Genomic DNA, 25,967 nt, shown 5'->3' with positions numbered 1-25,967 from the left:
GCGGCCTGCATCCGCATAATTCCGCTCCTGTTGACGCGCCCGTAGCTCAGTTGGATAGAGTACCTGGCTACGAACCAGGCGGTCGGGAGTTCGAATCTCTCCGGGCGCACCATCAACAGGTTGCCGGCTCCGCCGCCGGCATCAGCAGTACAACGTGATGTAAATGCGCCCGTAGCTCAGTTGGATAGAGTACCTGGCTACGAACCAGGCGGTCGGGAGTTCGAATCTCTCCGGGCGCACCATTACATCGCGCGGCAGGCCTGCCCTGCCCTCTTGTCGAATGTGGCGACACACCGACGGGAAATACAACCAGACAATGCAAATGCGCCCGTAGCTCAGTTGGATAGAGTACCTGGCTACGAACCAGGCGGTCGGGAGTTCGAATCTCTCCGGGCGCACCATTGCATCGACGAAGACGGCAGCCATCGGCTGCTGTTTTTTTTTGCTTCTTCGCTCCCATGCGGGGCAAGCACGAAGCGCGCCTTGGATCTTTTCCCGCGCGGCCGTTTGGCGAGCCGGTGGGCCGGGCGCCGGGCCCGACCCACCTGCTGACACAGGAAGAGCCTGGCTTCGGCATGCGTACCGCAAGCCGAGCCCCGCAGTGGCCGGTACGGGGCCCAAACACTCGCGACACACCCGGAGCGAAGACACCGCTCGATGCATGCGGGGCAGTGTGCCCGGAGCGGGCCAACGGCCGGCACTACCCGACGACGGAACGGCGCATCACCCGCGCGGCGTGGCCGCCACCTGCGCCATCGCCATCCGGTCTGCCTCGCGCGGGATCTCCGGCGCCGCGCACCGCGCGCCGGCACGCGCTTCCTGCGCGAGCCAGTCGTCGACCACCCCGCCCAGCAAATCCACCCGCAACGGCAGGGTGATGTGGTCTTCGCCGCGCATCTCGATGTAATGCACCCGCGGACTCGCCGCCGCCAGCCGTCGCCCCTGGCTCACCTGCACATGCTGGTCGTCCTGGCCATGCAGCAGCAGCACGCAGGCGCGCGTGTCGGCCAGCGCGCGCGTCACATCGACACGATCCAGGTCCAGGTCCAGCCGCTGGCTGGCAGCCACGATGACCTGGTTGATGTCCTGGCCGCCGTAGCGCCAGCGGCCGTAGGCAGCCATCGCCTGCGCCTTCCAGGCGGTCGGCTGCAGCGACATGAGGTGCGGGATCATGCTGCGGATCGCATCACCGGCATTGGCGAATGACTCCATCGCCACCACGCCGGCAACCTGGTCGCCGAGCTTGTCGGCGGTGAACAGCGCGGTGGCCGCACCGTAGGAGACGCCGAACAGATACAGCGGCCCGACCACCTCCCCGCGCGCCTTCAGCGCGGCGATGACATCGACCACGTCATCCGATTCGAAGGTCCCGTAACCGGACGGGCCCGCACCGGAACGGCCATGGTTGCGCAGGTCGATGGTGACCACCCGGTAGCCGGACTGCGCCAACTGCAGCGACCACGGCAGCATCGCATCACCGTTCATCATCCAGCCGTGCAGCAGCACCACCGTGCCGCGCGGCGCCTGCGGCTGGAACGGGTGCGGCAGGTCCAACGCCATGCCGGTACGCAGCGGCTCGCCGTTGTCGTGCTGCTGGGGCAGATACTCATACCGCACCCCGTACTGACCGGGATCGAACGCACGCCAGAAGATCGGCACGCCGGCGCGGCCGGTGACCCGACCATGGCGGTTGGGGACGCTGTCCACCGCTTCGGCGATGCGCGGCATGTCCAGCAGCGTGGACACGCCACCGGGCGCGATCAGCCGATCGCTCAGCGAGGTGGAGGCAGCGGTGGAGGTCAGGGAGGAGCAGGCAGCCAGCCACAGGCCGGCCCCGGCCAGCAGCAACAGCAGCAAGCGCTTCATGGGGATAGGGGCGAAAAACCAGACGAGTCCGACAGGTTACCGATGGTGCCGGCGGCGCTCTATCGCATCCGGATGACCATTCAATGACAGCGCAGGAGGCATTCAGCCACCTCCCGCTGCGGTGGCTCAGCCCAGCCAGCCCTCCATGGTCGGCCACCAGCCTGCCAACACCGCCGGCCGCTGCATGCGCTCGCGCCACCACGTCAGCGCGGCCCCCTCCTCGCCGGTGCGCCAGGCCAGCCAGAACGTCTCGTCCGGCTTGGGCTCCTCCACCTGTTTGATCACCAGCCTGCCATCCCGAACCGCCTGCCGGACGTATGGCTCGGGCAGGAAGCCGAAGCCCAGCCCGGCGCACTGCAAACGGAATTTGCTGACCATGTCCGGCACGGTGACCGTCTCCTGCCCCATCAGCAGCCCGACCGTGCGCGGCAGCAGCCGCCGTGCCGAATCGGCCACGGCGATCGCGCAGTGGGCGGCCAGCTGCTCACGGCCCAGCGGCTCGGGCGCAGCCGCCAATGGATGGGAGGGCGACACGGCGAACACGAACTGCACCACGCCCATCGGCTCGACGACATAGCCCCCGCCACTGGGCCCCTCACCCGCCGCACCGACCAGCAGATCCGCACGTCGGTCCAGCAGCGCTTCCCAGGTGCCCGACAGCGATTCACTGATCAGCCGCATCCGGGTCTGTTCGGCCACCGCGTTGAAGGCACGCACGTCCTCGGCCAGCAGCGCCGGCACGAACATCGAGTCGACCGCCACCGTCAGCTCGGCCTCCCAGCCGGACGCCACCCGCCGCACGCGCATCTCCAGCTCCCGCGCCGCCCGCAGCAGATGGCGCCCCTCCTCCAGCAGTGCCTCGCCCGCCGGGGTCAGGTGCGCGCGCGGGCCCACCCGGTCGAACAGCTGTACGCCCAGGTCCTCCTCCAGCTTGGAGACGGTATAGGAGATGGTCGAGGGCACCTTGTGCAGGGCCTTGCCGGCGGCGGCGAACGAGCCGCGGCGGTCGATGGCGTCCAGGATCTGCAGGGCGTCTAGACTGAGCTTGAGCATTCGAATTTTTCGATGATGGCTTGCGAAACTATCCGTTTTTCAACGCGCCGGAGCAAGCGGATACTGGCCGCAACAGGAAAGGGACCGGCACCCGCCGCCCTGAACCACCATCGAAACCGTCGAACACCGAGGAGATTCACCATGCTGCAGATCCGCAAGAGCAACACCCGTGGCAAGGCCGACCATGGCTGGCTGAACTCCATGCACACCTTCTCCTTCGCCAACTACTACGACCCGCGCTACACCAGCTTCGGCCCGCTGCGGGTGATCAATGAAGACCGCGTCCAGGGTGGCCAGGGCTTCGGCACGCACAGCCACAGCAACATGGAGATCATCTCCTACGTGCTGGGCGGGGCGCTGGAGCACAAGGATTCGATGGGCACCGGCTCGGTGCTGCGGTATGGCGACGTGCAGCGCATGAGCGCGGGCAGCGGGGTCAGCCACAGCGAGTTCAACCACTCCGCCGACGAGGCGGTGCACTTCCTGCAGATCTGGCTGTTCCCCGACCAGGAGAACATCACCCCGAGCTACCAGGAAACGCATTTCGCGCCGGACACCAAGCGCGGCCAGCTGCGCCTGATCGCCTCGCGCGATGGTCGTGAGGGCTCACTGCTGATCCACCAGGACGCGAACATCTACGCCACGATCCTGGACGGCGACGACCGCGTCCACCTGCCGCTGGCCCCGCGCCGTGGTGCCTATGTGCAGGTTGCCCGCGGGCAGCTGCAGGTCAACGGCATCACGTTGGACACCGGCGACGCACTGCAGGTCACCGACGAGGCGCAGCTGACGCTGGAAAACGCCAACGACGCGGAAGTGATCGTGTTCGAGCTGGCCCTGTAACCACCTGGCCGCAGACGCCGACACCCCGGTTGCCCGGGGTGTCGTTGGTGGCCTGGATCAGAACCTGTAGTTCAGGGTCAGGCGCACGTTGCGCGGCTCACCCCAGGTGTAGGTGCTGTACCAGCTGAAGATCGTGTAGTAGTGCTTGTCCAGCAGGTTGTTGACGTTGAGCGTCGCCGAGAGCTGGTCGTTGAACTGGTACCGCGCCATCGCATCGAGCAGCCAGTAGGGCTCGGTGCGGTGGACCTGGCTTCCGCCGGTGGCCGGGTTGGTGATCGTGCCGAACGTGCTGCCCTGCCAGCGCGCGCCGCCGCCGACGCTCCAGCCGTCGGCCGCACCGGTGAGGCGATAGCTGGTGTGCACGCTGAACTGATCTTCCGGCTCCAGCGTGGAGACCTTGGTGGACTGCTGGCGCGCGATCTTGTGCGCGTAACCGCCCTGGATCTGCCAACCTGGCGCCAACTGGCCCGATACCTCCAGCTCATAGCCCTTGGTGCGCACGCCCATCAGGCCTTCATAGGCGATCCCGCCACTCGGCGTCCTGCCGCCGGTCGGCTGCGCGTAGTTGTCCTGCTCCAGCTGGAACACCGCCGCACTGGCGTTGAGGCGACCCTCGTAGAACTCCGCCTTCAGGCCGGCTTCGTAGCTGCGCCCTTCCAGCGGATCCAGCACCCGGCCCTGCTCGTCCTGGTTGCCCTGCGGCTTGAAGATGGTGCTGTAGCTGGCGAACACCGAGAAGTTGCGGTTGAGGTCGTACACCAGGCCGGCGTATGGCACGACCACGCCGCTCTCATCGGTGTCCGGGGATGTGTAGTTGGCGATGCGGCTGCCGACGATCAGCTTGAGCGGATCGGCCAGGTCGAAACGGCCCACCACATAGGCACCGCTTTCGCGGGTGACCTGGTTGTCACCGTAGCCCCACTGCCAATCCGGCTCGGGTACATCGCCAGTCCATGCGTAGTAGTCGGCGACGTCACTCACGTAGCCCGGCTGCGGCGAGTAGCCGTTGTTGACCCAGCGCTTGCGCGACACGCTGCCTCCGACCACCAGCTCATGCTGCCGGCCGAACCACTCGAACTTTCCGCTGACGTACAGATCGGCCGCGTTGCTGGTGGTCTTGCCGATGTACTGGCCCAGCCACATGCTCACGCCCTCCCCGGTGACCGGATCCGGGTTGCCACCGGCCGCGGCGCCCAGCGAGGCGTCATAGCCGTTGACCTGGTGGTTGAGCTGCAGCTTGGCGACCCAGTCATTGCCGAAGGTGTGTTCCAGCGTGGCGAAGCCGGTGCGGGCGTACTGGCCCCAGCGGCTCCAGCGCGCGCCGTTGTTGAACGCGCGCGGCATGTCGTTGAAGTTGCCTGCACTGTCCAGCAGGGGAATACCGCCCCAGCTGGAGCCTTCCGGATCGCTGTCCTGGTAATCGGCACCGACGGTCAGCAGCGTGCTCTCGCCGAGGTCGGCTTCGAGGATGCCGTAGAACACCTCATTGCTGCGCTGGTAGTGGTCGACGTTGGAATGCTTGTCCTGGTAGGCGCCCACGACGCGGCCGCGCACGCGCCCGCTCCCGGTGAGCGGGCCACCGACATCGACCTCGGCGCGGTAGCTGTCCCAGGAACCGACGCCCAGCGTGGCACTGCCGGCCAGCTCGCGGGTGGGCTTCTTGCGCACCAGGTTGATGGTCGCGCCCGGGTCGCCCATGCCGGTGAGCAGGCCGGTGGCGCCCTTGAGCACTTCCACGCGATCGTAGATGGCCATGTCGCTGAGCGTGTTGCCGGCCGAATACGCCGAATCGCGCGCCATCGGAATGCCGTCGTACTGGAAATTCTGCACCGCGAAGCCGCGCGCGTAGTACTCGGTGCGCTCGCTGTCGTAGGTGACGATGCTCACGCCCGGCGTGACCTTCATGACGTCATCGATGCCGTTGAGGGCGAAGTCGTTCATTTCCTGCCGCGTAATCACGCTGATCGACTGCGGGGTCTGGCGCGGGCTGAGCACCAGACGGGTCGCGGTGGCGATCGTGCCGGGCGTGTAGGAATCACTGCCTTCCGTCACGGTGCCGAGCTGATTGGCGGTGACCTGCACGGTCTGCAACGTCTGCGCACTGTCGGCGGGGGGCGCATCTTCCGCGCGCACGCTGGCGGGCGTCGTGGCCAGGCCAAGCGCGGCGGACAGCGCCAGTGTCAGGACGGAGGACGACGGGGTGACGGGACGGCGACCGGCAAGGGTCGGGACAACACGCAACGGAGCAACGGACACGGCAACGCCTCCAGAGGCAGGATGGGAATCCTCTGGCGGCGGCTGGAGGTAACGATGGGCCGCATGATGCCGCATCTGCGGCTGCGGCGAAAGGCACCGGCTATCGCTGGATGCTGGAGCGCGCGATTGCGCGACGCTCCACCCGCCGCGTGCACGAACTCAATTGGCCTGGCGGCAGTCGCGCAGATGGACCCGGGACGGCCCGACGTCATCCACGGTGCCGGCCAAGGTCACCCAGTCATTCGGGCGCAACGTCCCGGCCAGGGCAGATTGATCGTCCGCCAGGGTGCACTCGACCGCGTAGTTGGCCCGGTTGCTGTCCCGGCCCTCGCGCAGGCGCAGCACCCCCTTCTTGCGGGTCACCAGATACGCCACCTCCACCGTCTTCCTGTCCAGCGGATCGACCGTGACCGTATAGACCTGCCCATCGATGCGCAGGCGCTGCCCGAGAAAGCGGATCTGCATCGGCTGGTACCCGGCATGCGGCGCCATCTTCCCGGTGAACGCGCCCTTCAGCCCGCTGGCATTGAGCGAGCGCTGCGTCGCCTCGCTCTCCTTCTCCAACGCGACCGACAACGAGACCGCATCGATATCGATCACCTTGTCCGTGCCGCTGGCGCTGCGGGCCGCCGCGGCGATGGCGGCGCCCTCCTTGCCGGGCTTGAGCGAGTTCAGCAGGCCACACATTGCCGTCCGCGCGTTTTCCGGTGTCATGGTCTGGCCCGGCGCCAACCGTGTCCGCAGCGAGACCTGACCGCCCGCCTCGGCCGTGGTCAGCACCACCAGCGGCGGATTGGCACTGTTCGCCACCAGGTACAGCGTGCCCTTCTTCGGCGTGATCAGGTCGTTGCCGACCACGAACTTTTCCCGCACCGCGCCCGCACGGACCTGGCCCAGGGCGCTGTCCACCGCCAGGCCCGGGACCGTCACCTGCGCGATGTAGACCTGCCCGTTGCGCGCATCGCCCACGATCTGGAGCCCGGCGTCGCAGCTGGCAGCGTGTGCCGCCGACGTCGAGGCCAGCAGCGCGATGGCAAGAAGGCGGATCCTGTAATTCGGCATGCACATGCTCCCTGTGGATGGCGTGGAAGGGATTCCTTTCCTGCCCGAGGGCCTGATCTTAAGTCAGCCCGGCGGCACGACACCATGAAGTAGGCCGGGCACCGGAAAGGGTGCCCGGCCTGCCCAGCGCCGACGCAACTCACCCTGCGGGAACGGGCGCATCTTCGGCGATCAGTCGCTCCTGCTTGAGCTCGGCCCACAGCCCGGACGGCACCGCGATCGCCATCGAGGCCACGTTGGCCTGCACCTGTTCGGCAGTGCGGGCACCGGGAATGATCGCCGAAACCACCTCAGGCGCGTCGGCGAACTGCAGCGCCACCGTGCGCAGGTCCACGCCGTGACGGTCGCAGACGGCCTGCACCTTCGCGCGCTTTTCCGGTGCCCACGACGGCACCGTGCCGTCATAAAGATACCGGTCGCGACCGGCCAGGTAGCCCGCCAACAGCGGCGAACCCACCACCACCGACGCGCCGTGTGCGGCGATCTTCGGGAAGGTCGCATGCAGGGCCTCGTCATGGTCCAGCAGCGAGTACTGGCAGGCCAGCAGGAAGATGTCCGGGTCCGCTTCGGCGATCGCGCGCAGGGCGGGCTCGGGGCGATTGACGCCGAACCCCCAGGCCTTGATCAGCCCCTCCTCGCGCATCCGGGTCAACGCCGGCATCGCGCCCTTCGCAGCCTCGGCGAAACGCTGCTCCCACGGCATCCCGAGATCTTTTTCGTTGTCCGGCGACAGGTCGTGGATGAACACCACGTCCAGCTGCGAGACACCGAGCCGGTTGAGGCTGTCCTCGACCGAACGGCGCACGCCATCGGCGGAATAGTCGTAGCGGTAGTGGAACGGCGACGGGTCCTGCCACATCGTGTCCTGCAGTTCGCCACGGGTTGCGGTCAGCAACCGCCCCACCTTGGTGGACAAGGTGTAATCGCGCGCCGGGTGGGTATGCAGATGATGACCATACCGCCGCTCGCTCAGACCCAGCCCGTACCACGGCGAGGTATCGAAACAGCGCACGCCTGCCGCATATGCGGCTGCCAGCGTCTGCTCGCTCTGCGCATCGGTGCTGGCCGCGAATCCGTTGCCGATCGCCACCCCGCCCAGTCCCAGGCGGGTCAGCGGGCGGTAGCGGCCGCCCGGCTGCGCGGGGTTGCCCCGCAATGGCGTCGCCGCCGCTCGGCCCCGGGTGGGCAGCACGCTGCCCGGGCCGGCGGCCTGCGCCATCAACGGCGAGGCGGCGAGCGCCGCGGTACCGGCAGCGGCAACGGAGAGGAAGTGGCGACGTGTATTCACGGCGACTCCTGTTTCTGCGGGGGAAGCAGACAGCTTCGCAGAGCGGTGGTGCAGAGCATGCCTGCGCCGCGTCAAGGCAGCGGTAACAGTTCGCCTTCCCGTCTTGCCGTTGCTCAGCCCTGGTCCGCGCCAGCGGCGAGCAGCATCGACTCGATCTCGCGGTAGCCGCGCCGGCGCGCATGCTGCAAGGGGGTGACGCCGTCACCGTCGGCCAGGTTCACATCCGCCTTCGCGTCGATCAGCTGACGGACGATCTGCACGTGCCGGGGACCGCCATCACTCAGGATGATCGCCTCCAGCAGTGCAGTCCATTGCAGGTTGTTGACGTGATCCACATTGACGCCGGCCGCGATGAGCATCGCCACCGCCTGCACATGCCCGCGTTCGGCAGCCGGAATGAGTGCGGTGCCCCCGTAGCGGTTGGTGCTCTTCAGATCCGCGCCGGCCGCCAGGGTCGCCTGCAGGATTTCCAGATGCCCTCGCGCCCCGGCGTAGAGGTACGGGCTGTCGTGGATCGCATCCTTGGCATTCACGTCGGCACCGGCCTGGATCAGCGCACGCGCTGCATCCACGTGGTTGTGGCGGGTGGCCACCAGCAGCGGCGTCGCCTTGGCTGCATCGCGTGCGTCCACCGCCGCGCCCTGCCCCAGCAGCGTCCGCACGGCCGCATCATTGCCTTTTTCCGCCGCCCGATGCAGGCGCTCGTCCAACGATGCAGCACTGACCGGCATGACCATGCCCATCAGCATGCCCAGGACCACCCAGCCACGTAGCGACATCCGTTGAATCGACATTCTTGCTCCTTACGCCGGCAGCGCCAGGGGATGTCGGCGCTCGACAAGAACGTAGCCGAGCCGCCGTTGCAGCACCAATGAAGAATGCGGATCGAGGTCATGTGCCGTTCGAATAGTCCCGCCGAGCCCCCCCTCCCGACGTCATGCGAGGCTGCGCTGTAGTCACTACGAAAACGCATCCCCTGCTGCATCACACCTCATGTGGCGTGCGTGATCTCGCGCCAGGCGGCGGCGTTCCACCGCGCCGGGCTGGCAGCGGCGGCACCTGCAGCGGCGCGGCGGGTCTGCGCGAGGACTACGGCGATCACTGCTACACCGCCTGCCTGATCGACCCGAATGGGCACAGGATCAAGGCGGTGATCCACGCACCGATCCAGTCGCCCGGCAGCGCGAGCCCGCCCCGCGCGAGCCAAAGAAAAAGGCCTCCGTGCTCGCGCACGGAGGCCTTTTCTACTACTGGCGGAGCGGGAGGGATTCGAACCCTCGATAGAGTTTTAAGCCCTATACTCCCTTAGCAGGGGAGCCCCTTCAGCCACTCGGGCACCGCTCCAGTGTTCTGGTTCCGCCGCTGCCGTGTTTCATCTCAGCGGGGGCGCGAATAATAACGTTTTCCGCGCCCGAAGGTAAAGCCTTAATCCGAAGAATTTTCACTTCCGGATGCATTGGGCTCATCGCCGCGCTGGATCCGCTGGTAAATCTCTTCGCGGTGCACGGCCACGTCCTTCGGAGCGGTGATACCGATACGCACCTGGTTGCCCTTGACGCCGAGCACGGTCACGCTGACCGAGTCACCGATCATCAGGGTTTCGCCTACGCGGCGAGTCAGGATCAACATTTTTGCAAGTCTCCAGGGAACCGGTGGATCTTCCCCACCGGCTCGGCGCCCAGCCAAGGAACGCCACACGACAAAGGGAAAGGATTCGCCATAGTACCGTCAGGCCTCCCGCCCCTTCAAGGAGCAGGAGGCTTCAGGGTGTTCAGATACGGGGGGTGACCCAACCCACGACTGCGGCAAGCGCAGAAGCAAGGGCGGGCCCGTCCTCGCCACCACCCTGGGCGAGATCCGGGCGGCCGCCGCCCTTGCCCCCGATCTGACTGGCGATGTGGGACAACAGTTCCCCGGCCTTGACCTTGCCCATTGCACTGCCGTTCACGCCCGCAACCAGCGCGGCCTTGCCGTCCTGGGTGCCGGCCAGCACGATCACCGCATCGCCCAGCTGCTGCTTGAGGCGGTCCATCGCGTCGCGCAGCGCCTTGGCATCGAAGCCTTCCAGGCGCGAGGCCAGGATCTTGACGCCATTGACCTCCACCGCCGCCGCACCGAGATCGGCGGTGGCACCGGCGGCCTGCTTGGCCTTGAGTGCGTCCAGTTCGCGTTCGAGCTTCTTCTGGCGCTCACCGAGCTGGCGGATCTTGTCGACCACGTCGCCGGCATTGCCGCCGAGCAGTGCGGCCGCTTCACTCAGCTGCGCTTCCTCATGGGCCACGTAATCCAGGGCGCCCTGCCCGGTCACCGCTTCGATGCGGCGCACGCCCGAGGACACGCCGCCTTCGGAGGTGATCTTGAACAGGCCGATGTCGCCCGTGCGCGAGACATGCGTACCGCCACACAGTTCGGTGGAGTAGTCGCCCATCTTCAGCACGCGCACATGCTCGCCGTACTTCTCGCCGAACAGCGCCATCGCGCCGAAGTCGAGCGCTTCCTGCATGCCCATGGTGTGGACTTCAGCGGCGTTGTTGGCACGCACCTGCTCGTTGACCTTGCGCTCGATGACCGCCAGGTCCCCGGCGCTGATCGGCGCGAAGTGCGAGAAGTCGAAGCGGAGGCGATCGGGCGCGACCAGCGAGCCCTTCTGCTGCACGTGGGTGCCCAGCACTTCGCGCAGGGCGGCATGCAGCAGGTGGGTGGCCGAGTGGTTGAGGATGGTCGCGCCGCGGCGCTGGCCATCCACCTGGCCGGACAGCACGTCGCCGACCTTGAGGCTGCCCTCGGTGAGCTTGCCCACGTGCCCATGGAACTGGCCCGCGAACTTCTGGGTGTCGCTGACGTCCACCTGCACGCCGGCGCCGGACAGGGTGCCGTTGTCGCCGACCTGGCCACCGGACTCGGCGTAGAACGGGGTCTGCTGGGTCAGCACGATGACGTCGTCACCGGCCTGGGCACGCTCCACCGGGCGGCCATCCTTGAGGATGGCGACCACGGTGAGGTCGTCGGCCTGCAGACGGTCGTACCCGAGGAACACGGTCGGCTTGAGCGTGGCGACCAGATCGGCCGACAGGGTCACGCCACCGCCAAACTTGCCGGCCGCGCGCGCGGTCTCGCGCTGGGTGTCCATCGCGGCATTGAAGCCGTCGATGTCCACGGTCAGGTTGCGCTCGCGCGCGATGTCCTGGGTGAGATCGAGCGGGAAGCCGTAGGTGTCGTACAGGCGGAACGCATCCGCGCCCGGGATCACGCCATTGCCGACCTTGGCCGCCACGTCGTCGAAGATCTTCATGCCCGAGTCGAGCGTTTCAGCGAAACGCTCTTCTTCGGCCTGCAGGGCGCGCACGACGGTGTCGGCCTGCGCCGGCAGTTCCGGATAGGCCACGCCCATCTGCTCGACCAGCGTCGGCACCAGCTTGCTGAAGAACGGCTGGCGCACGCCCAGCATCCAGCCATGGCGCAGGGCGCGGCGGATGATCCGGCGCAGCACGTAGCCGCGACCTTCGTTGGACGGCAGCACGCCATCGACGATCAGGAACGAGCAGGCGCGGATGTGATCGGCGATCACGCGCAGCGACTTGTTCTCCAGATCGGCCATGCCGGTCAGTTCGCTGGCCTTGCGGATCAGCGCCTGGAACAGGTCGATTTCATAGTTGGTGTGGACGTGCTGCAGGATCGCGGCCAGACGCTCCAGGCCCATGCCGGTATCCACGCACGGGGCCGGCAGCGGTACCAGGGTGCCGTCGGGCTGGCGGTCGAACTGCATGAAGACCAGGTTCCAGATCTCGATGAAGCGGTCGCCGTCTTCATCCGGCGAGCCCGGCGGGCCACCGGCGATGTGGTCGCCATGGTCGTAGAAGATCTCGGTGCACGGGCCGCACGGGCCGGTTTCGGCCATCTGCCAGAAGTTGTCCGAGGCAAACGGCGCGCCCTTGTTGTCGCCGATGCGCACGATCCGGTCTTCCGGAATGCCGATCATGTCGCGCCACAGCGCGTAGGCCTCGTCATCGGTCTGGTAGACGGTGACCAGCAGACGCTCGGCGGGCAACTTCCAGACCTGGGTCAACAGCTCCCACGCCCAGGCGATGGCATCCTTCTTGAAGTAGTCGCCGAACGACCAGTTGCCCAGCATTTCGAAGAAGGTGTGGTGGCGCGCGGTATAGCCGACCTGGTCCAGATCGTTGTGCTTGCCACCGGCGCGCAGGCAGCGCTGGACGTCCGCGGCGCGCACGTAGCTGCGCTTCTCGGCGCCAAGGAAGACGTCCTTGAACTGCACCATGCCGGAGTTGGTGAACAGCAGGGTCGGATCATTGCCCGGCACCAGCGGCGCCGACGGCACGATGGTGTGGCCCTTTCCCTTGAAGAATTCAAGGAAATCGCTGCGGATCTGGGAGGTAGTGAATTTGACGGATGCGTTCATGGGGGCTGGCTTTGTGCGGGCCGGCCGGTCCTTGGCACACAGCCCCAATGGCCGGGTGTCGCTGCAGGACCGCCGAAACCACAAAGGGTATCAGGCCCGGAGCCCTCAGTCGTCAGGGTCGTAACGGGTGGCGCGGCGGATGGTATCCCCGTCGAAGCCCCGCCGGGCCAGCAGATCGGCCGCTTTCCGGCGCTGGGCCAGCTCCTGCGGGCCGCCGTCGCCGAAGCGGCGGCAGACCAGATCACGCGCATTCTCGCCCCAATCGCCCTCGAAGGTGTCCATGGCCAGGGCGATCTGCTCGCTGTCCAGGCCGTGGGTACCCAGTTCGGCGCGGATATGGAGGGGGCCGTAGCCGGTATTGGCGCGGATGCGCACCAGGTTCTCGGCGAACCGGGTGTCGTCCTGCCAGCCGGCCTCGCTCAGTTTGTCCACCGCCGCCACCGCAGCCTCGGTTTCGATGCCCCGGGCCTGCAGCTTGCGGGTCAGCTCCTTGCGGGAGTGCTCGCGGCGCACCAGCAGGCCCAGCGCCCGCTGGACCGGGGTCTGTTCGATGACACGGCGTTTACGGCGCGGTGCCGGGGCGTCGGAGTCCTGCATGGCAACCTTTCAATCAGATGCGCCGTCCCTGGCGCTCCCCCCGTCGGGGGAATACGGAAACCGCGGGACAGGGCTGGCGTCACTGACGGCGCCGCCCTGCCCCGCAGGAAACTTACTCGTCGGCGTCCTCGGCGTCGTCGCCGCCTTCGCGTGAGGCTTCGGCCGGCTGGAACTTCTCGCGCAGTTCGGCTTCCAGGCGCTGGGCGATCTGCGGGTTGTCGCGCAGGTAGCCGCGGGCGTTGTCCTTGCCCTGACCAATGCGCTCTTCACCGTAGCTGTACCAGGCGCCGGCCTTCTCGACCAGCTTGGCGTCCACGCCCATGTCGATCAGTTCGCCTTCGCGGCTGATGCCTTCGCCGTACAGGATCTCGGTGATGACCTGCTTGAACGGGGGCGCCAGCTTGTTCTTGACGACCTTGATCTTGGTCTGGTTGCCAATGATCTCATCGCCCTTCTTGATCGCGCCGATGCGGCGGATGTCCAGGCGCACCGAGGCGTAGAACTTCAGCGCATTGCCGCCGGTGGTCACTTCCGGGCTCTGGCCCGGCATCATGACGCCGATCTTGTGGCGCAGCTGGTTGATGAACACCACCAGCGTGTTGGAACGCTTGATGTTGCCGGTCAGCTTGCGCAGCGCCTGGCTCATCAGGCGGGCCTGCAGGCCCGGCAGCTGGTCGCCCATTTCGCCTTCGATTTCGGCCTTGGGGGTCAGCGCGGCGACCGAGTCGACCACCACGATGTCCACCGAGCCGGAGCGGACCAGCATGTCGGCGATTTCCAACGCCTGCTCACCGGTATCCGGCTGGGACAGCAGCAGGTCATCGACATTGACGCCCAGCTTCGCCGCGTAGATCGGATCCAGGGCGTGCTCGGCATCGATGAAGGCGGCGGTGCCGCCCTTCTTCTGGCATTCGGCGATCGCCTGCAGGGTCAGGGTGGTCTTGCCCGAGGACTCCGGGCCGTAGATTTCCACGACACGGCCCTTGGGCAGGCCGCCGATGCCGAGTGCGATGTCCAGCATCAGCGAACCGGTCGGAATGACCTCGACCGCTTCGACGACGCGGTCGCCCATGCGCATCACGGCGCCCTTGCCGAACTGCTTTTCGATCTGGCCCAGGGCGGCGGTAAGGGCGCGCTTTTTGTTCTCGTCCATCGGAGTGGTCCTTGCAGAGGTCGTATCGGTGGAGGTGCTGTCTTTGGAAGTCTTCTTGGCCATGGGGTCACTTTAAGGCTGGCGTATCGCACAGGCTGAGATTCTGCCCGGCGTTCGGAAAAAAATTATCGGACATCCGTACCAACCTCAGCGGAACCAGAGAATCGCCACAAAAGACCGTGCAGGTAGTGCCTAATGGAAGGATCAGCGGTTGGGGCGCAGCAGGCCGCAGTACAGGCCTTCGATCGCGAAATCCTGGTCGGGCAGGACTTCGATCGGCTTGTAGTCCGGATTGCGCGGCAGCAGGCGGATGCGGTCCTTGCCCATCTTCAGCAGCTTGACGGTGATCTCGTCATCGATCCGCGCCACGACGATCTGGCCGGAGCGGGCGTCGCGGGTGCGGTGCACACCGATGAGATCGCCGTCGAAGATGCCTTCGTCGATCATCGAGTCGCCCTGCACCTTGAGCAGGTAATCCGGCGCGGGCGAGAAAAACACCCGGTCCAACACCACGAAATCATCCGAGCCGATGTCCGCCCCGATGGGCAGACCCGCTGCGACCCGGCCCAGTACCGGCAGGCGCAGCACATGATCCGGCAGCGCGGGTACCGACAGCGAGGCCGGCAGGCCGTCCTGCAAGGGCGGCGCCTGGACCAGCCGGATGCCGCGCGCCTGGCCGGGGATGCGGCGGATCGCCCCCGCCTGCTCCAGCGCCTCCAAGTGATACTGGGCGGCGCGCACGCCCTTGAAGCCAAAGGCGCGTGCGATTTCAGTCTGCGACGGCGGTGCGCCATCGGTCTCGATACGCTCGGCGATCAACTGCAGGATCGCCTGCTGGGTGTCGGTCAGTTCCATGGTTAGTAGTATTACTACTAACGAGGTGGGCACGCAAGTGCCCACCGAAGAAGAGCAGGAAGCAATGGGATCATCCCGCCCCCACCAAAGCCCTCAGCAGTTCGTAGCCACCGACCGTTGGTCGGTGACCGCGCGCACGCGCGGCAATGCGTGACTGCGCGGTCGCGCGTCGGCTTCGGCCTTGTCTCCGGGGTTTAACCCATGCAACCCCGTGGGTCAGGCGCTCATGGGCGGCAGACGAAGGGCAGCGTCGGGCCGGCGATCATATGAGCCGGCCGGGAAAAGCAGCCGACCAACGGTCGGCTCTACCGAGGTGGGCAAGCAAGTGCCCACCGAAGAAGAGCAGGAAGCAATGGGATCATCCCACCCCCACCGAAGCCCTCAGCAGTTCGTAGCCACCGACCGTTGGTCGGTGACCGCGCGCACGCGCGGCAATGCGTGACGGTGCGCTTGCGTGTCGGTTTCTCTCTTGTCTCCGGGGTTTAACTCATGCAACCCCATGGGTCAGGCGCTCATGGGCGGCGGACGAAGGGCAGCGATCATAAGAGGCGCCCCGGGAAAAGCAGCCGACCAACGGTCGGCTCTACCGAGGTGGGCACGCACGTGCCCACCGAAGAAGAGCAGGAAGCAGCAGGACCATCCCACCCCCACCGAAGCCGTCGTAGCCACCGACCATTGGTCGGTGACCGCGCGCACGCGCGGCAATGCGTGACGGCGCGGTCGCGTGTCGGTTTCGGTCTTGTCTCCGGGGTTTAACCCATGCAACCCCATGGGTCAGGCGCTCATGGGCGGCGGACGAAGGGCAGCGATCAGGCCGGCGCTCATATGAGGCGCCCTGGGACAAGGCAGCCGACCAACGGTGGGCTCTACGGGGTTGGGTCGCGGGTGCCGAAGGACGGAAGGACGGAAGGCCGGCGGTCATGAGCCGCCCCGGGAAAAGCAGCCGACCAACGGTCGGCTCTACGCGTGCTTTGCCGCGCTGGCGGCACGGCGCGGGGGCCTGCGGATCCCGGCGGCGAGAGCCCTACGGGTTCTTGCCGCTGCGCCAGATCGAGAACAGGATCCACACGCCGCAGACGCCGGCGCCGACGAAGCCCGCCACGCCGAGCGCCAGCAGCCAGCGGCTGGAGACGCCGCCCACGCTGTGCATCACGATGGACGAGCCGATGATCAGCGCGGCCGTCACGATGCCCATGACAAGGCGGTTGGCGGCACGATTGACCTGGTCGCCAAACCCCTGCAACGCGGTGGTTTCCACCTTCAACTGCAGCCGGCCGCGGCGCGCCATCTGCAACAGGCGGCGCACGTCGCGTGGCAGGTCGCCAAGCAGGTCCATCACCCCGACCAGGCTGCGCTTGCCGCGCTTCAGCACGGCACCGGGCGCATAGCGCTGCCACATCACCCGCTCCAGGTAGGGGCGCGCGGCGCTGGCCATGTCGAACTGCGGGTCGAGCTGACGCCCCATGCCCTCCAGGGTCAGGAAGGTCTTGATCATCAGCGCCAGGTCGGCCGGAAGGGTCAGCGCGTACTGGCGCAGCAGCGTGGTGATGTTGCCCAGCATCAGCCCCATGTGCAGGTCTTTGAGCGGCACGCCGCGGTACTGGTCGACGAAGGTGCTGATGTCCTGCTGGAGGCGCGATTCGTCCACGTCCACGCCGCCGGCCCAGTCCAGCAGCACATCAGCCACCGACTCCGGCTCCTGGTTGACCAGCCCGTGCAGCAGCTGCGCGACCTGGAAGCGACGTTGTTCGGAGATGGCCCCGACCATGCCGAAATCGATCACCCCGATACGCCCGTCGCGCAGGTAGATGATGTTGCCCGGGTGCGGGTCGGCGTGGAAACAGCCGTCTTCGAGCACCATTTTGAGCACGATATGGGCGCCGCGGCGGGCGAGTTGGACGCGGTCCAGGCCGGCCGCATCGACGCCGGGCAGATCGCGCCCGGGAATGCCGTCGACGAAATCCTGCACGTTCAGGCTTTCGCAGGTCCACTGCCAGTGCACGTTGGGGATCAGGATGTCCTGGCGGCCCTGGAAATTGCGCGCGATGCGCTCGGCATTGCGGCATTCGGCGGCGAAGTCCAGCTCACGGCGCAAGGAGACCTGGAACTGCTGCACCACTTCGGCCGGGCGGTAGCGCTGCAGGTCCGGCAGGCGCGCCTCGACGATCTCGGCCAGTCGCGCGAGCAGGCGCAGGTCGGCCTCGATCACCTCGCGGATCCCGGGCCGGCGGATCTTCAACACCACCGCGGTACCGTCCTGCAGCGTGGCGCGGTGCGCCTGCGCCAGCGAGGCGGCGGCCATCGGGGTTTCATCCAGCCACGCGAACACCTCGGTCGCCGGCGCGCCGAGGTCGGCCTCCAGCTGGTCGCGGACCTGGGCGTACGGCAGCGGCGGCACCGCGTTCTGCAGTTCGGAGAATTCGGCGATCCAGTCCGGCGGAAACAGATCCACGCGGGTGGCCAGCACCTGGCCGAGCTTGACGAACGTCGGCCCCAGGTCTTCCATCGCGCGACGCACCCGCACCGGGGCGGTCATGCGCAGCATCTCCGTGTCATTCCAGTGCAGCAGGCGCCCGGCGCGCTCGAGCACGTCGGCCAGGCCGATCCGGCGCACGAGGTCGCCAAAGCCATAGCGGATCAGGACCGAGGCGATTTCCTGCAATCGCCCCAGGTCACGCACGGTTCCCAGCGTTTCCCACATCGGTGCAACTCCTGTCCACGCACACCGTGAGGATGTCACACCGGGGCGAAAATTCCCGTCAGGGCCTGCTGCACGGTTTGCCGGCGGATGGCGTCACGGTCGCCGTCAAACTGGAACAGCTGCGCCCGGGCGTAACCACCGCGCTGCTTCCAGCCGATCCAGACGCTTCCGACCGGCTTGTCCGGGCTGCCGCCGCCGGGCCCGGCGATGCCGGTGACCGCCACGGCAACGCCGGCGCCGGAATTGACCAGCGCGCCGGACACCATCTCCAGCACGGTCTCGCGGCTGACCGCCCCGAACTGCTCCAGCGTCTGCGCGCGAACGCCCAGCAGGCGCTGCTTGGCTTCGTAGCTGTACACCACCATCCCGCAGTCGAAGAATGCCGACGAACCGGCGATATCGGTCATCGCCTTGGCGATCCAGCCGCCGCTGCAGCTTTCGGCACTGACCAGTTGCAGCGAAGCCTGCTGCAGGCGCTGGCCGACCTCTCGGGCAAGGACGCCTAGGTCGGCATCGGTGGGGACGCTCATGGAAATCCTGGTTCATCGGGGGGACGGACGCCCCCTTTTTTAGCCGAATTCGACCGTCATGTCCCGTCCACGCGGCGCAACGACGTGTCGCGCCCGTGGAGCTGCCGCCGATCGGCGCGCAGGGCAGCCGGCCCGGGGCCGGCCACCACGGGTTACCACTCGGGCAGCTTCTCCGGCAACAGCGCGCGGATGGGTTCACCGCCCTCGCCGGCGGCCAGCTTCTCGGCCTCGGCGATCGGCAGGTCGACGTCCAGCAGCCAGCCGTCTTCGTCGGCCTGTTCGCGGCGCACCACTTCCAGCTGGTGCAGGCGCGACCGCAAGCGGCCCGCGCTGGGCGGCAGGCGCAGTTCGCCGGTGACGTGCTGCAAGCCCAGGCGCTTGCCCAGCACCGACTGCAGCAACGGCAGGCCCGCCCCGTCGCGCGCGGAAATCCATACCCGTTCGCGGCGGGCGTCGTCGGGGATGCCGTCCTGCGCGTCGTGGCGGACGTCGGCGCCGTCGATGCGGTCGATCTTGTTGAACACCAGCAACTGCGGCAGGTCGCCCGCCCCCACCTCGGTCAACACTTCGTCGACCTGCGCGATGCGCTCCTCACGGTGCGGATCGGCGGCATCGACGATGTGCAGCAGGAAGTCGGCTTCGCGCGCCTCGCTCAGGGTGGAGCGGAACGCGGCGACCAGTTCGTGCGGCAGGTCCCGGACAAAGCCCACGGTATCCGCGAGCACCACGCTGCCGCCCGGCACGATGATCCGGCGCACGGTCGGGTCGAGGGTGGCGAACAGCTTGTCGGCGGCATAGGCCTCGGCGCCGGTCAGGGCGTTGAACAAGGTCGACTTGCCGGCATTGGTGTAGCCCACCAGGGCTACGCGCGGCAGTTCGCTGCGCACGCGGGCACGGCGCATCTGGGTGCGCTGCACTTCGACCTTCTCCAGCTTCTTCTGCAGCTGTTCGACGCGCTTCTGCAACAGGCGGCGATCGGTTTCCAGCTGGGTTTCACCCGGGCCGCGCAGACCGATGGCACCACCGCGCTGGCGCTCCAGATGGGTCCACCCGCGCACCAGCCGGGTGGCCATGTGCCGCAACTGCGCCAGCTCGACCTGCAGCTTGCCTTCGTGGCTGTGCGCACGCTGGGCGAAGATGTCCAGGATCAGGCCGGTACGGTCGATCACCCGGCGCTCCAGGAAGCGCTCCAGGTTGCGCTCCTGCACCGGCGACAGCGAATGGTTGACCAGGATCAGGTCGGCGCCGGTGGCATCGGCGGCCGCCTTGACCTCGTCCAGCTTGCCCGTGCCGATCAGGATCGATGGGCTGGGTCGATCGATGCGCGCGGTCAACGTGGCCGCAATGCTGGCCCCGGCCGAGCGCGCCAGGTCGGTGAATTCTTCCAGCACGTCTTCTTCGAGCCGGCCGGCATGCGGCTGGATCAGGAGTGCGTGTTCGCCTCGCTTTGAACGGTCAAACACGCAGTTCTCCGGTAATACCGAACGGGTTACTCAACGTCGTCTTCACCTTGGACGCCATCGGCGCCACCTTCATTGGACTGCACATAGCCGCCGCCTGGGCCGACCCGCACATTGCGCGCCGGCACCACGGTCGAGATGGCGTGCTTGTACACCATCTGGCTCACCGTATTGCGCAGCAGCACCACGAACTGGTCGAACGATTCAATCGTTCCCTGCAGCTTGATGCCATTGACCAGATACACCGACACCGGCACGCGTTCGCGCCGAAGTGCATTCAGAAACGGATCCTGCAGCGATTGCCCCTTGGACATTGCGAACTCCTGATTATTGTTTTTATGGTCTTCCGGCAGTTCCGCGGCCCCCGCCGCCCACCGGAATCCTTGATGGTACACGGGCCGGAGGGGGGAAGGCGTGGAGTCAGCGTGCGACGAAGACCGACACCGCATCCGCCAGGGAAGCCTGATCCAGATGGGGGTCGAACCAGCGCACATCAAGCTCCCCCCGCAGCCAGGTCAGCTGGCGCTTGGCCAGCTGGCGGGTGGCCTGGATGCCGCGTTCACGGAACTGGCTGGCGCTGCCCTGCCCGTCGAGGAACTCCCACGCCTGGCGATAGCCGACGGCGCGGATGGCAGGCAGGTCCAGCGGCGCGGCCACCCCGGCCATTTCCGGCAACGCACGCAGCGCCCGCACCTCGTCCAGCAGGCCCTGCGCCAGCATGGCGTCGAAACGGGCTTCGATGCGCTGGTGCAGGACGCTGCGCTCGCGCGGGGCCAACACCAGCTTCAGGGTGCGCACCGGCAGCCGGTCCACGCCGGGCAGCTTCTGCCAGTCACTGATCGGCGTGCCACTGAGCCGGTACACCTCCAGCGCACGCTGGATGCGCTGCGGATCGGTGGCATGGATGCGCGCGGCCGCGGCCGGGTCGACCCTGGCCAGCTCGGCATGCAGCACCTGCCAGCCGTGGGCGTTGGCCTCCTCCGCGATGCGGGCACGGGTATCGGGGTCGGCCGGCGGCATCGGCGACAGGCCCTGCAGCAGGGCGCGGAAATACAGACCGGTGCCGCCGGCCAGGATCGGCATGCGGCCGCGGGCCACGATGTCGGCCACCGCGCGCGCCGCATCCACCGCGAACTCGGCCGCCGAATAGGGCTGCCACGGGTCGCGCAGGTCCAGCAGGTGGTGGGGCGCCTGCGCGCGCTCGGCGGCGTCGGGCTTGGCCGAACCGATGTCCAGCCCGCGATAGACCAGCGCGGAATCGACGCTGACGACCTCCCCGCCCAACTGGCGGGCGAGCGCGATCGCGGTGGCGGTCTTGCCCGAGGCGGTCGGACCCATCACCGCGATCGCCAGCGGGCGGCGGTCGATGCCCATCAGTCCTCGTCCGGCCAACGCGGCATGGCCGGTGCCGCAGCGGCACGCGGCATCGGCACCGCATCCACCGCCGCCCAGACCTTGAGTGCGTCGACGGTGGCCGCCACGTCATGGACGCGCAGGATCGCCGCGCCGCGCTGGGCGGCGATCAGGTGCGCGGCGACCGAACCGGCCACGCGTTCGCGCGGCGCGGCCCGGCCGGTCAGCTCGCCGATGCTGCGCTTGCGCGACAGCCCGGCCAGCATCGGCACGCCCAGTTCCAGGAACCGCGCCGAGCGCGCCAGCAGGATCATGTTGTGTTCGGTGGTCTTGCCGAAGCCGAAGCCCAGGTCGATCACCAGGTTCTTCTTCGCGATGCCGGCCATTTCGGCGGCAAACAGGCGCTCGGCCAGGAACCGGTGCACCTCGGCGACCACGTCATCGTAATGCGGGGTGTCCTGCATGCTGCCGGGCTCGCCCTGCATGTGCATCAGCACCACCGGCACGCCGAGGTCGGCCGCCGCGGCCAGCGCGCCCGGCTGGCGCAGTGCGTGGATGTCGTTGAGCATGCCGGCGCCGGCGGCCACCGCGGCACGCATCACCTCCGGCTTGAAGGTGTCGATGCTGATCGGCACCGTGGTCTGCGCGGCCAACTGCTCGATCACCGGGATCACCCGACGCAGCTCTTCGTCCAAGGGCACGGGCGCACTGCCCGGGCGGGTGGATTCGCCACCGATGTCCAGCAGGTCGGCCCCCTCGGCCACCAGTTGCAGGCCATGCGCGACCGCGGCCGCCAGCGTGTCGTGCGCACCGCCATCGGAGAACGAATCGGGGGTGACGTTGACCACGCCCATCACGCGCGGGCGATCCAACCGCAGCACGCGGCCGCCGCAATCAAGCTGGGGGGAAATGTCGAACATGGGCCGGTCCACGAAGTACGCCAGCGCGTAGTTTACGCCGGCGTACCCGGGTACCCGTCAGAAGTCGCCGAGGCGTGCGTTGTCGGTCGGATTGGCCAGCCATTCGGCCAGGTCGCCGCCGATCGCGGTGACCACGCGCTCCAGCACGTCGCAGGAGCCCTTGAAACCACCGAAGGCGCCACCGCGCGAGGTCCGTCGTGCCGTCACCGCGGCGACCTTCTGGCCGTCCTGGAACAGCACGCCACGCGCGGTCGCCGATTTGAAATGGCCTGAAAACGCATTGCCGGCGCTCTGCGCCTCCACCAACTCCAGCTGCAGCACGCGACCACTGCCGGGGCTCACCGGGGCGCTGTCGAACACGATCCGGTTGCCATGCGCGGGCGCACTGCTGCCGAGCGCGCTGGCCAGCTGCGCGCCCATCCGGCACTCGGTCTTGATGTTGTCGGCGATGTAGGCCGATTCGGAAAACGGAACCGGATCCTGCACGTGGATATCGGCCGCCAACGCGGGCGCGGTACAGCACAACAGCACCGCAAGCGCGGCGCACGACGAATGACGCATGGACTTCCCCCTGAAAAGTGGTGGCGCGAGCGCAGGCTGCGAACGGCGCCGGCTGCATCCTGCCGCGCCCGCCGCCGCCATGCAAGCGTCGCTCAGCGTTGCTGGCGGCGCTTGCGATCCACGTACAGGGTTTTGGCGATGCTCAGCAGGATGCCCAGCGCGATGCCGATACCGGCGCCCAGCAGGAAGTTGTCGCGGAACAGGCCGATGCCAACGCCGACAACCGTGGCAATCACCATCTCGGCGGTATGCGATACCGGGGTGGGGGGCGTGGTGGACATGGCAACTCCGCGACGAAGGACAGGAACGAGCGCCGCATTATCGCGCGGAAACGACAAAGGCCGGGTCACCCCGGCCTTTGCCATTCACATCCGCGCCCGCTTACAGCTGCTCGGCGGGACCGGCGATGGGCGGCACCGGACGGGCGTCGCCGCCCTTGTCGTTGTTGTTGCTGCTGCCGCCATCCTTGTTCGACTTGCTCCAGCCCATCGGCGGCGGCGGATCGCGGCCCTCCATGATGGCGTCGATCTGCGGCGCGTCGATGGTTTCGTACTGCAGCAGCAGCTGGGACATGGTGTGCAGCTTGTCGAGGTTGGCCGTGACCAGCTCGGTGGTACGGGCGTACGCCTTGTCCAGGATGCTGCGCACCACTTCGTCGATACGGCGGGCGGTGTCGTCGGAGACGCTCTTGTGCTGGGTCACCGAACGGCCGAGGAACACTTCATCGTCCTCTTCGCCGTAGGCGATCGGGCCAAGCTCGTCGGACAGGCCCCACTTGGTGACCATGTTGCGGGCCATCTTGGTGGCGCGCTCGATGTCGTTGGACGCCCCCGTGGTGACCTTGTCGGTGCCGAAGATCAGCTCTTCGGCCACGCGGCCGCCATACAGCGAGCACAGCTGCGATTCGATCGCGACGCGGTTCATCGAGTACTTGTCGCCTTCCGGCAGGTACATGGTCACGCCCAGCGCACGACCGCGCGGGATGATGGTGACCTTGTAGACCGGATCGTGCTCGGGCACCAGGCGGCCGACGATGGCATGGCCGGCCTCGTGGTAGGCGGTGAGCGTCTTCTCTTCTTCGCTCATCGCCATCGAACGGCGCTCGGCACCCATCAGGATCTTGTCGCGGGCCCGGTCGAAGTGGTCCATGCGGACCTCCTTCTCGCCACCACGCGCGGCGAACAGCGCCGCTTCGTTGCACAGATTTGCGAGGTCCGCACCGGAGAAACCCGGGGTACCGCGCGCGATCACCATCGGCTCGACGTCGTCGGCCAGCGGCAGCTTGCGCATGTGCACCTTGAGGATCTGCTCGCGGCCGCGCACGTCGGCCAGGCCGACCACCACCTGGCGGTCGAAACGGCCCGGGCGAAGCAGCGCCGGGTCAAGCACGTCCGGACGGTTGGTGGCGGCGATGACGATCACGCCCTCGCCTCCCTCGAAGCCATCCATCTCGACCAGCAGCTGGTTCAGGGTCTGCTCGCGCTCGTCATGGCCGCCACCCAGGCCGGCACCGCGATGGCGGCCGACGGCGTCGATTTCGTCGATGAAGATGATGCACGGCGCCTGCTTCTTGGCCTGTTCGAACATGTCGCGCACGCGGCTCGCGCCGACGCCCACGAACATTTCCACGAAGTCCGAACCGGAGATCGAGAAGAACGGCACCTTGGCCTCGCCGGCGATGGCGCGGGCCAGCAGGGTCTTGCCGGTACCGGGCGGGCCGACCATCAGCACGCCGCGCGGGATCTTGCCGCCCAGCTTGGTGAACTTGGTCGGGTCGCGCAGGAAGTCGACCAGCTCGCCGACCTCTTCCTTGGCTTCGTCGCAACCGGCCACGTCGGCGAAGGTGACCTTGATCTGGTCTTCGCCCTGCAGCTTGGCGCGCGACTTGCCGAAGGACATGGCGCCCTTGGAGCCGCCACCGCCGCCCTGCATCTGCCGCATGATGAACAACCAGAAGCCGATGATCAGGATCACCGGAAGGAAGTTCATCAGGATCGAGCCCAGCGAAATGCCGCTGGACGGCTCCTCCTGGACGATTTCCACGTTCTTGCCGCGCAGCACGTTGATCAAATCACGATCGTAGGGCGCGGTGATGGTGGCCGACTGGCCGCCACGGGTGGTGTAGGAGAGCTGGCTGGTGCCGCCGCGGACATCCCCGGCGAAGGTCACCTTCTGGACGTTGCCGCTGTCCACCTGGTCCAGGAACTGCGAATACGTAGCGCCCTGGGCACTCGCGCCGTTCGGCTTGGGCGAGAAGCTCTGGAACACCACCATCAGCACCACGGCGACGACCACCCATAGCAGGAGGTTCTTGGTCAAGTCGTTCATCCTCATTGGCTCCGGTGTTCCTCTAATTCCTGACGCGATTCGTATGGTTGAGCTTACTTGATCTGCGCGCGTTTGCCCCGCCCCAGGGCATACACCTCGGGGGAGCGCTTGCGGGACGCCTCCGGCTTGCGGATGACCACCTTGTCGTACCGACGGCGCATCTCGCGCACGTAGTCGTCAAAGCCCACGCCCTGGAACAGCTTGATCAGGAACGCGCCACCCGGCTTGAGATGGTTGTCGGCAAAATCCAACGCCAACTCCGCCAGGTGCATCATCCGCGGTTGGTCGACCGCGTCCATACCACTTTTATTGGGGGCCATATCCGACAGCACAAGGTCTACCGGCTGATCCCCCAGCATCGCCTCGAACTCCGATAGGACGGTTTGCTCCCTGAAGTCACCGTGAAGGAACTCCACGCCGGCCAGCGGCGGCATCTCCAGGATGTCCAGGGCCAGCACCCGGCCAGTGTCGCCGATCTGGCGCCGGACCTGCTGGGACCAGCCCCCCGGCGCGGCGCCGAGGTCGACCACCACCATGTGCGGCTTCAGCAGCCGGTCACGCTCGAGCAGCTCCTCCAGCTTGTAGGCCGCGCGCGAGCGCATGCCCTCTGCCTGGGCCTTCTTCACGAAGGGGTCGGAAAAGTGTTCTTTCAACCAGCGTTGACTGCTCTTGCTACGGGAAGCCATTGGTAATAGGGCCGGAACGGGTGGTCATGATACCC

22 protein-coding genes and 4 tRNA genes are annotated in these 25,967 nt (G+C 67.3%); 4 read left to right on the top strand and 22 right to left on the bottom strand.

Features of this window, described 5'->3' with window-relative positions:
* Window positions 1–35 precede the first annotated feature (35 nt).
* The 3 genes from M2421_RS07270 to M2421_RS07260 all read left to right on the top strand — a co-directional run bounded on the left by M2421_RS07270 (window position 36) and on the right by M2421_RS07260 (window position 401).
* Window positions 36–112 (top strand) — tRNA-Arg (locus tag M2421_RS07270).
* A 53-nt stretch (window positions 113–165) separates the two neighbouring features.
* Window positions 166–242: transfer RNA gene (locus M2421_RS07265), tRNA-Arg, on the top strand.
* Window positions 243–324: 82 nt separating this feature from the next.
* Window positions 325–401: transfer RNA gene (locus M2421_RS07260), tRNA-Arg, on the top strand.
* Between the two features lie 322 nt (window positions 402–723).
* On the opposite strand, the gene M2421_RS07255 is transcribed toward M2421_RS07260, so the two are convergent.
* Together M2421_RS07255 and M2421_RS07250 are read right to left on the bottom strand one after the other, a co-directional pair.
* Window positions 724–1,866 carry an alpha/beta hydrolase gene (locus tag M2421_RS07255; protein WP_259204628.1) on the bottom strand — a complete coding sequence of 381 codons (1,143 nt, stop codon included), beginning with the start codon at window positions 1,864–1,866 and terminating at the stop codon, window positions 724–726.
* Window positions 1,867–1,992: 126 nt separating this feature from the next.
* Window positions 1,993–2,919 carry a LysR family transcriptional regulator gene (locus M2421_RS07250; protein WP_259204627.1) on the bottom strand — a complete coding sequence of 309 codons (927 nt, stop codon included), beginning with the start codon at window positions 2,917–2,919 and terminating at the stop codon, window positions 1,993–1,995.
* 141 nt (window positions 2,920–3,060) lie between these two features.
* Here M2421_RS07250 and M2421_RS07245 point away from each other — a divergent pair, with 141 nt between their 5' ends.
* On the top strand, window positions 3,061–3,762 hold the full coding sequence (locus M2421_RS07245; RefSeq protein WP_259204626.1) for a pirin family protein: 702 nt from the start codon (window positions 3,061–3,063) through the stop codon (window positions 3,760–3,762).
* Window positions 3,763–3,819: 57 nt separating this feature from the next.
* On the opposite strand, the gene M2421_RS07240 is transcribed toward M2421_RS07245, so the two are convergent.
* The 20 genes from M2421_RS07240 to rlmE all read right to left on the bottom strand — a co-directional run bounded on the left by M2421_RS07240 (window position 3,820) and on the right by rlmE (window position 25,932).
* Complete coding sequence (locus M2421_RS07240; RefSeq protein WP_259205044.1) at window positions 3,820–5,916, bottom strand: TonB-dependent siderophore receptor; 2,097 nt, start codon at window positions 5,914–5,916, stop codon at window positions 3,820–3,822.
* Between the two features lie 261 nt (window positions 5,917–6,177).
* Window positions 6,178–7,080 carry a hypothetical protein gene (locus M2421_RS07235; RefSeq protein WP_259204625.1) on the bottom strand — a complete coding sequence of 301 codons (903 nt, stop codon included), beginning with the start codon at window positions 7,078–7,080 and terminating at the stop codon, window positions 6,178–6,180.
* 139 nt (window positions 7,081–7,219) lie between these two features.
* Window positions 7,220–8,368, bottom strand: coding sequence for an aldo/keto reductase (locus M2421_RS07230; RefSeq protein WP_259204624.1), 1,149 nt, complete (start codon window positions 8,366–8,368; stop codon window positions 7,220–7,222).
* A 113-nt stretch (window positions 8,369–8,481) separates the two neighbouring features.
* A complete protein-coding gene (locus tag M2421_RS07225) occupies window positions 8,482–9,162 on the bottom strand; it encodes an ankyrin repeat domain-containing protein (protein WP_259204623.1) in 681 nt (226 codons plus the stop codon).
* A gap of 457 nt (window positions 9,163–9,619) precedes the next feature.
* A tRNA-Ser gene (locus tag M2421_RS07220) sits at window positions 9,620–9,712 on the bottom strand.
* Window positions 9,713–9,793: 81 nt separating this feature from the next.
* Entirely contained in the window at window positions 9,794–9,997 is a 204-nt protein-coding gene (gene csrA, locus M2421_RS07215) for a carbon storage regulator CsrA (RefSeq protein ID WP_019183311.1), read from the bottom strand.
* A 142-nt stretch (window positions 9,998–10,139) separates the two neighbouring features.
* The gene (alaS, locus tag M2421_RS07210) at window positions 10,140–12,788 is read right to left on the bottom strand and encodes an alanine--tRNA ligase (RefSeq protein ID WP_259204621.1); all 2,649 of its coding nucleotides are present in this window, start codon (window positions 12,786–12,788) and stop codon (window positions 10,140–10,142) included.
* Between the two features lie 105 nt (window positions 12,789–12,893).
* Window positions 12,894–13,385: a recombination regulator RecX gene (gene recX, locus M2421_RS07205; protein WP_259204619.1), complete on the bottom strand. Its 492-nt coding sequence runs from the start codon at window positions 13,383–13,385 to the stop codon at window positions 12,894–12,896.
* A gap of 112 nt (window positions 13,386–13,497) precedes the next feature.
* Complete coding sequence (recA, locus tag M2421_RS07200; protein WP_259204618.1) at window positions 13,498–14,538, bottom strand: recombinase RecA; 1,041 nt, start codon at window positions 14,536–14,538, stop codon at window positions 13,498–13,500.
* A gap of 204 nt (window positions 14,539–14,742) precedes the next feature.
* The gene (lexA, locus tag M2421_RS07195; protein WP_259204611.1) at window positions 14,743–15,393 is read right to left on the bottom strand and encodes a transcriptional repressor LexA; all 651 of its coding nucleotides are present in this window, start codon (window positions 15,391–15,393) and stop codon (window positions 14,743–14,745) included.
* A 1,024-nt stretch (window positions 15,394–16,417) separates the two neighbouring features.
* A complete protein-coding gene (gene ubiB, locus M2421_RS07190; RefSeq protein WP_259204610.1) occupies window positions 16,418–18,094 on the bottom strand; it encodes a 2-polyprenylphenol 6-hydroxylase in 1,677 nt (558 codons plus the stop codon).
* Window positions 18,095–18,129: 35 nt separating this feature from the next.
* Window positions 18,130–18,624 carry a CinA family protein gene (locus M2421_RS07185; RefSeq protein WP_259204609.1) on the bottom strand — a complete coding sequence of 165 codons (495 nt, stop codon included), beginning with the start codon at window positions 18,622–18,624 and terminating at the stop codon, window positions 18,130–18,132.
* A 152-nt stretch (window positions 18,625–18,776) separates the two neighbouring features.
* Window positions 18,777–20,087, bottom strand: a complete 1,311-nt coding sequence (hflX, locus tag M2421_RS07180; RefSeq protein WP_259204608.1) for a ribosome rescue GTPase HflX — start codon at window positions 20,085–20,087, stop codon at window positions 18,777–18,779.
* Window positions 20,088–20,113: 26 nt separating this feature from the next.
* Entirely contained in the window at window positions 20,114–20,398 is a 285-nt protein-coding gene (hfq, locus tag M2421_RS07175; protein WP_038689130.1) for an RNA chaperone Hfq, read from the bottom strand.
* 106 nt (window positions 20,399–20,504) lie between these two features.
* The gene (miaA, locus tag M2421_RS07170) at window positions 20,505–21,458 is read right to left on the bottom strand and encodes a tRNA (adenosine(37)-N6)-dimethylallyltransferase MiaA (protein ID WP_259204607.1); all 954 of its coding nucleotides are present in this window, start codon (window positions 21,456–21,458) and stop codon (window positions 20,505–20,507) included.
* Entirely contained in the window at window positions 21,458–22,357 is a 900-nt protein-coding gene (gene folP, locus M2421_RS07165; RefSeq protein WP_259204606.1) for a dihydropteroate synthase, read from the bottom strand. Before folP ends, miaA begins: the two co-directional genes overlap by 1 nt.
* Window positions 22,358–22,414: 57 nt before the next feature.
* On the bottom strand, window positions 22,415–22,918 hold the full coding sequence (locus tag M2421_RS07160) for a hypothetical protein (protein WP_259204605.1): 504 nt from the start codon (window positions 22,916–22,918) through the stop codon (window positions 22,415–22,417).
* 92 nt (window positions 22,919–23,010) lie between these two features.
* Window positions 23,011–23,199: a hypothetical protein gene (locus tag M2421_RS07155; protein ID WP_259204604.1), complete on the bottom strand. Its 189-nt coding sequence runs from the start codon at window positions 23,197–23,199 to the stop codon at window positions 23,011–23,013.
* Window positions 23,200–23,299: 100 nt separating this feature from the next.
* On the bottom strand, window positions 23,300–25,246 hold the full coding sequence (gene ftsH, locus M2421_RS07150) for an ATP-dependent zinc metalloprotease FtsH (RefSeq protein WP_259204603.1): 1,947 nt from the start codon (window positions 25,244–25,246) through the stop codon (window positions 23,300–23,302).
* 53 nt (window positions 25,247–25,299) lie between these two features.
* Window positions 25,300–25,932 (bottom strand): 23S rRNA (uridine(2552)-2'-O)-methyltransferase RlmE, encoded by a 633-nt coding sequence (rlmE, locus tag M2421_RS07145; RefSeq protein WP_259204595.1) that lies wholly within the window; start codon window positions 25,930–25,932, stop codon window positions 25,300–25,302.
* Between the last annotated feature and the right edge of the window lie 35 nt (window positions 25,933–25,967).

Origin of the sequence: Stenotrophomonas sp. BIGb0135, from assembly GCF_024810105.1 — a bacterium.
Lineage (GTDB): Bacteria > Pseudomonadota > Gammaproteobacteria > Xanthomonadales > Xanthomonadaceae > Stenotrophomonas > Stenotrophomonas maltophilia_AB.
Note: the sequence above shows the minus strand (reverse complement) of the source record. Positions and strands in the feature narration are given on the sequence as shown.

What these genes read in the sequence shown, in the direction of transcription:
- M2421_RS07255 (WP_259204628.1), bottom strand. Translation starts at nt 1,866, where the DNA reads ATGAAGCGCTTGCTGCTGTTGCTGCTGGCCGGGGCCGGCCTGTGGCTG.
- M2421_RS07250 (WP_259204627.1), bottom strand. Translation starts at nt 2,919, where the DNA reads ATGCTCAAGCTCAGTCTAGACGCCCTGCAGATCCTGGACGCCATCGAC.
- M2421_RS07245 (WP_259204626.1), top strand. Translation starts at nt 3,061, where the DNA reads ATGCTGCAGATCCGCAAGAGCAACACCCGTGGCAAGGCCGACCATGGC.
- M2421_RS07235 (WP_259204625.1), bottom strand. Translation starts at nt 7,080, where the DNA reads ATGCCGAATTACAGGATCCGCCTTCTTGCCATCGCGCTGCTGGCCTCG.
- M2421_RS07225 (WP_259204623.1), bottom strand. Translation starts at nt 9,162, where the DNA reads ATGTCGATTCAACGGATGTCGCTACGTGGCTGGGTGGTCCTGGGCATG.
- csrA (WP_019183311.1), bottom strand. Translation starts at nt 9,997, where the DNA reads ATGTTGATCCTGACTCGCCGCGTAGGCGAAACCCTGATGATCGGTGAC.
- alaS (WP_259204621.1), bottom strand. Translation starts at nt 12,788, where the DNA reads ATGAACGCATCCGTCAAATTCACTACCTCCCAGATCCGCAGCGATTTC.
- recX (WP_259204619.1), bottom strand. Translation starts at nt 13,385, where the DNA reads ATGCAGGACTCCGACGCCCCGGCACCGCGCCGTAAACGCCGTGTCATC.
- recA (WP_259204618.1), bottom strand. Translation starts at nt 14,538, where the DNA reads ATGGACGAGAACAAAAAGCGCGCCCTTACCGCCGCCCTGGGCCAGATC.
- lexA (WP_259204611.1), bottom strand. Translation starts at nt 15,393, where the DNA reads ATGGAACTGACCGACACCCAGCAGGCGATCCTGCAGTTGATCGCCGAG.
- ubiB (WP_259204610.1), bottom strand. Translation starts at nt 18,094, where the DNA reads ATGTGGGAAACGCTGGGAACCGTGCGTGACCTGGGGCGATTGCAGGAA.
- M2421_RS07185 (WP_259204609.1), bottom strand. Translation starts at nt 18,624, where the DNA reads ATGAGCGTCCCCACCGATGCCGACCTAGGCGTCCTTGCCCGAGAGGTC.
- hfq (WP_038689130.1), bottom strand. Translation starts at nt 20,398, where the DNA reads ATGTCCAAGGGGCAATCGCTGCAGGATCCGTTTCTGAATGCACTTCGG.
- miaA (WP_259204607.1), bottom strand. Translation starts at nt 21,458, where the DNA reads ATGGGCATCGACCGCCGCCCGCTGGCGATCGCGGTGATGGGTCCGACC.
- folP (WP_259204606.1), bottom strand. Translation starts at nt 22,357, where the DNA reads ATGTTCGACATTTCCCCCCAGCTTGATTGCGGCGGCCGCGTGCTGCGG.
- M2421_RS07160 (WP_259204605.1), bottom strand. Translation starts at nt 22,918, where the DNA reads ATGCGTCATTCGTCGTGCGCCGCGCTTGCGGTGCTGTTGTGCTGTACC.
- M2421_RS07155 (WP_259204604.1), bottom strand. Translation starts at nt 23,199, where the DNA reads ATGTCCACCACGCCCCCCACCCCGGTATCGCATACCGCCGAGATGGTG.
- ftsH (WP_259204603.1), bottom strand. Translation starts at nt 25,246, where the DNA reads ATGAACGACTTGACCAAGAACCTCCTGCTATGGGTGGTCGTCGCCGTG.
- rlmE (WP_259204595.1), bottom strand. Translation starts at nt 25,932, where the DNA reads ATGGCTTCCCGTAGCAAGAGCAGTCAACGCTGGTTGAAAGAACACTTT.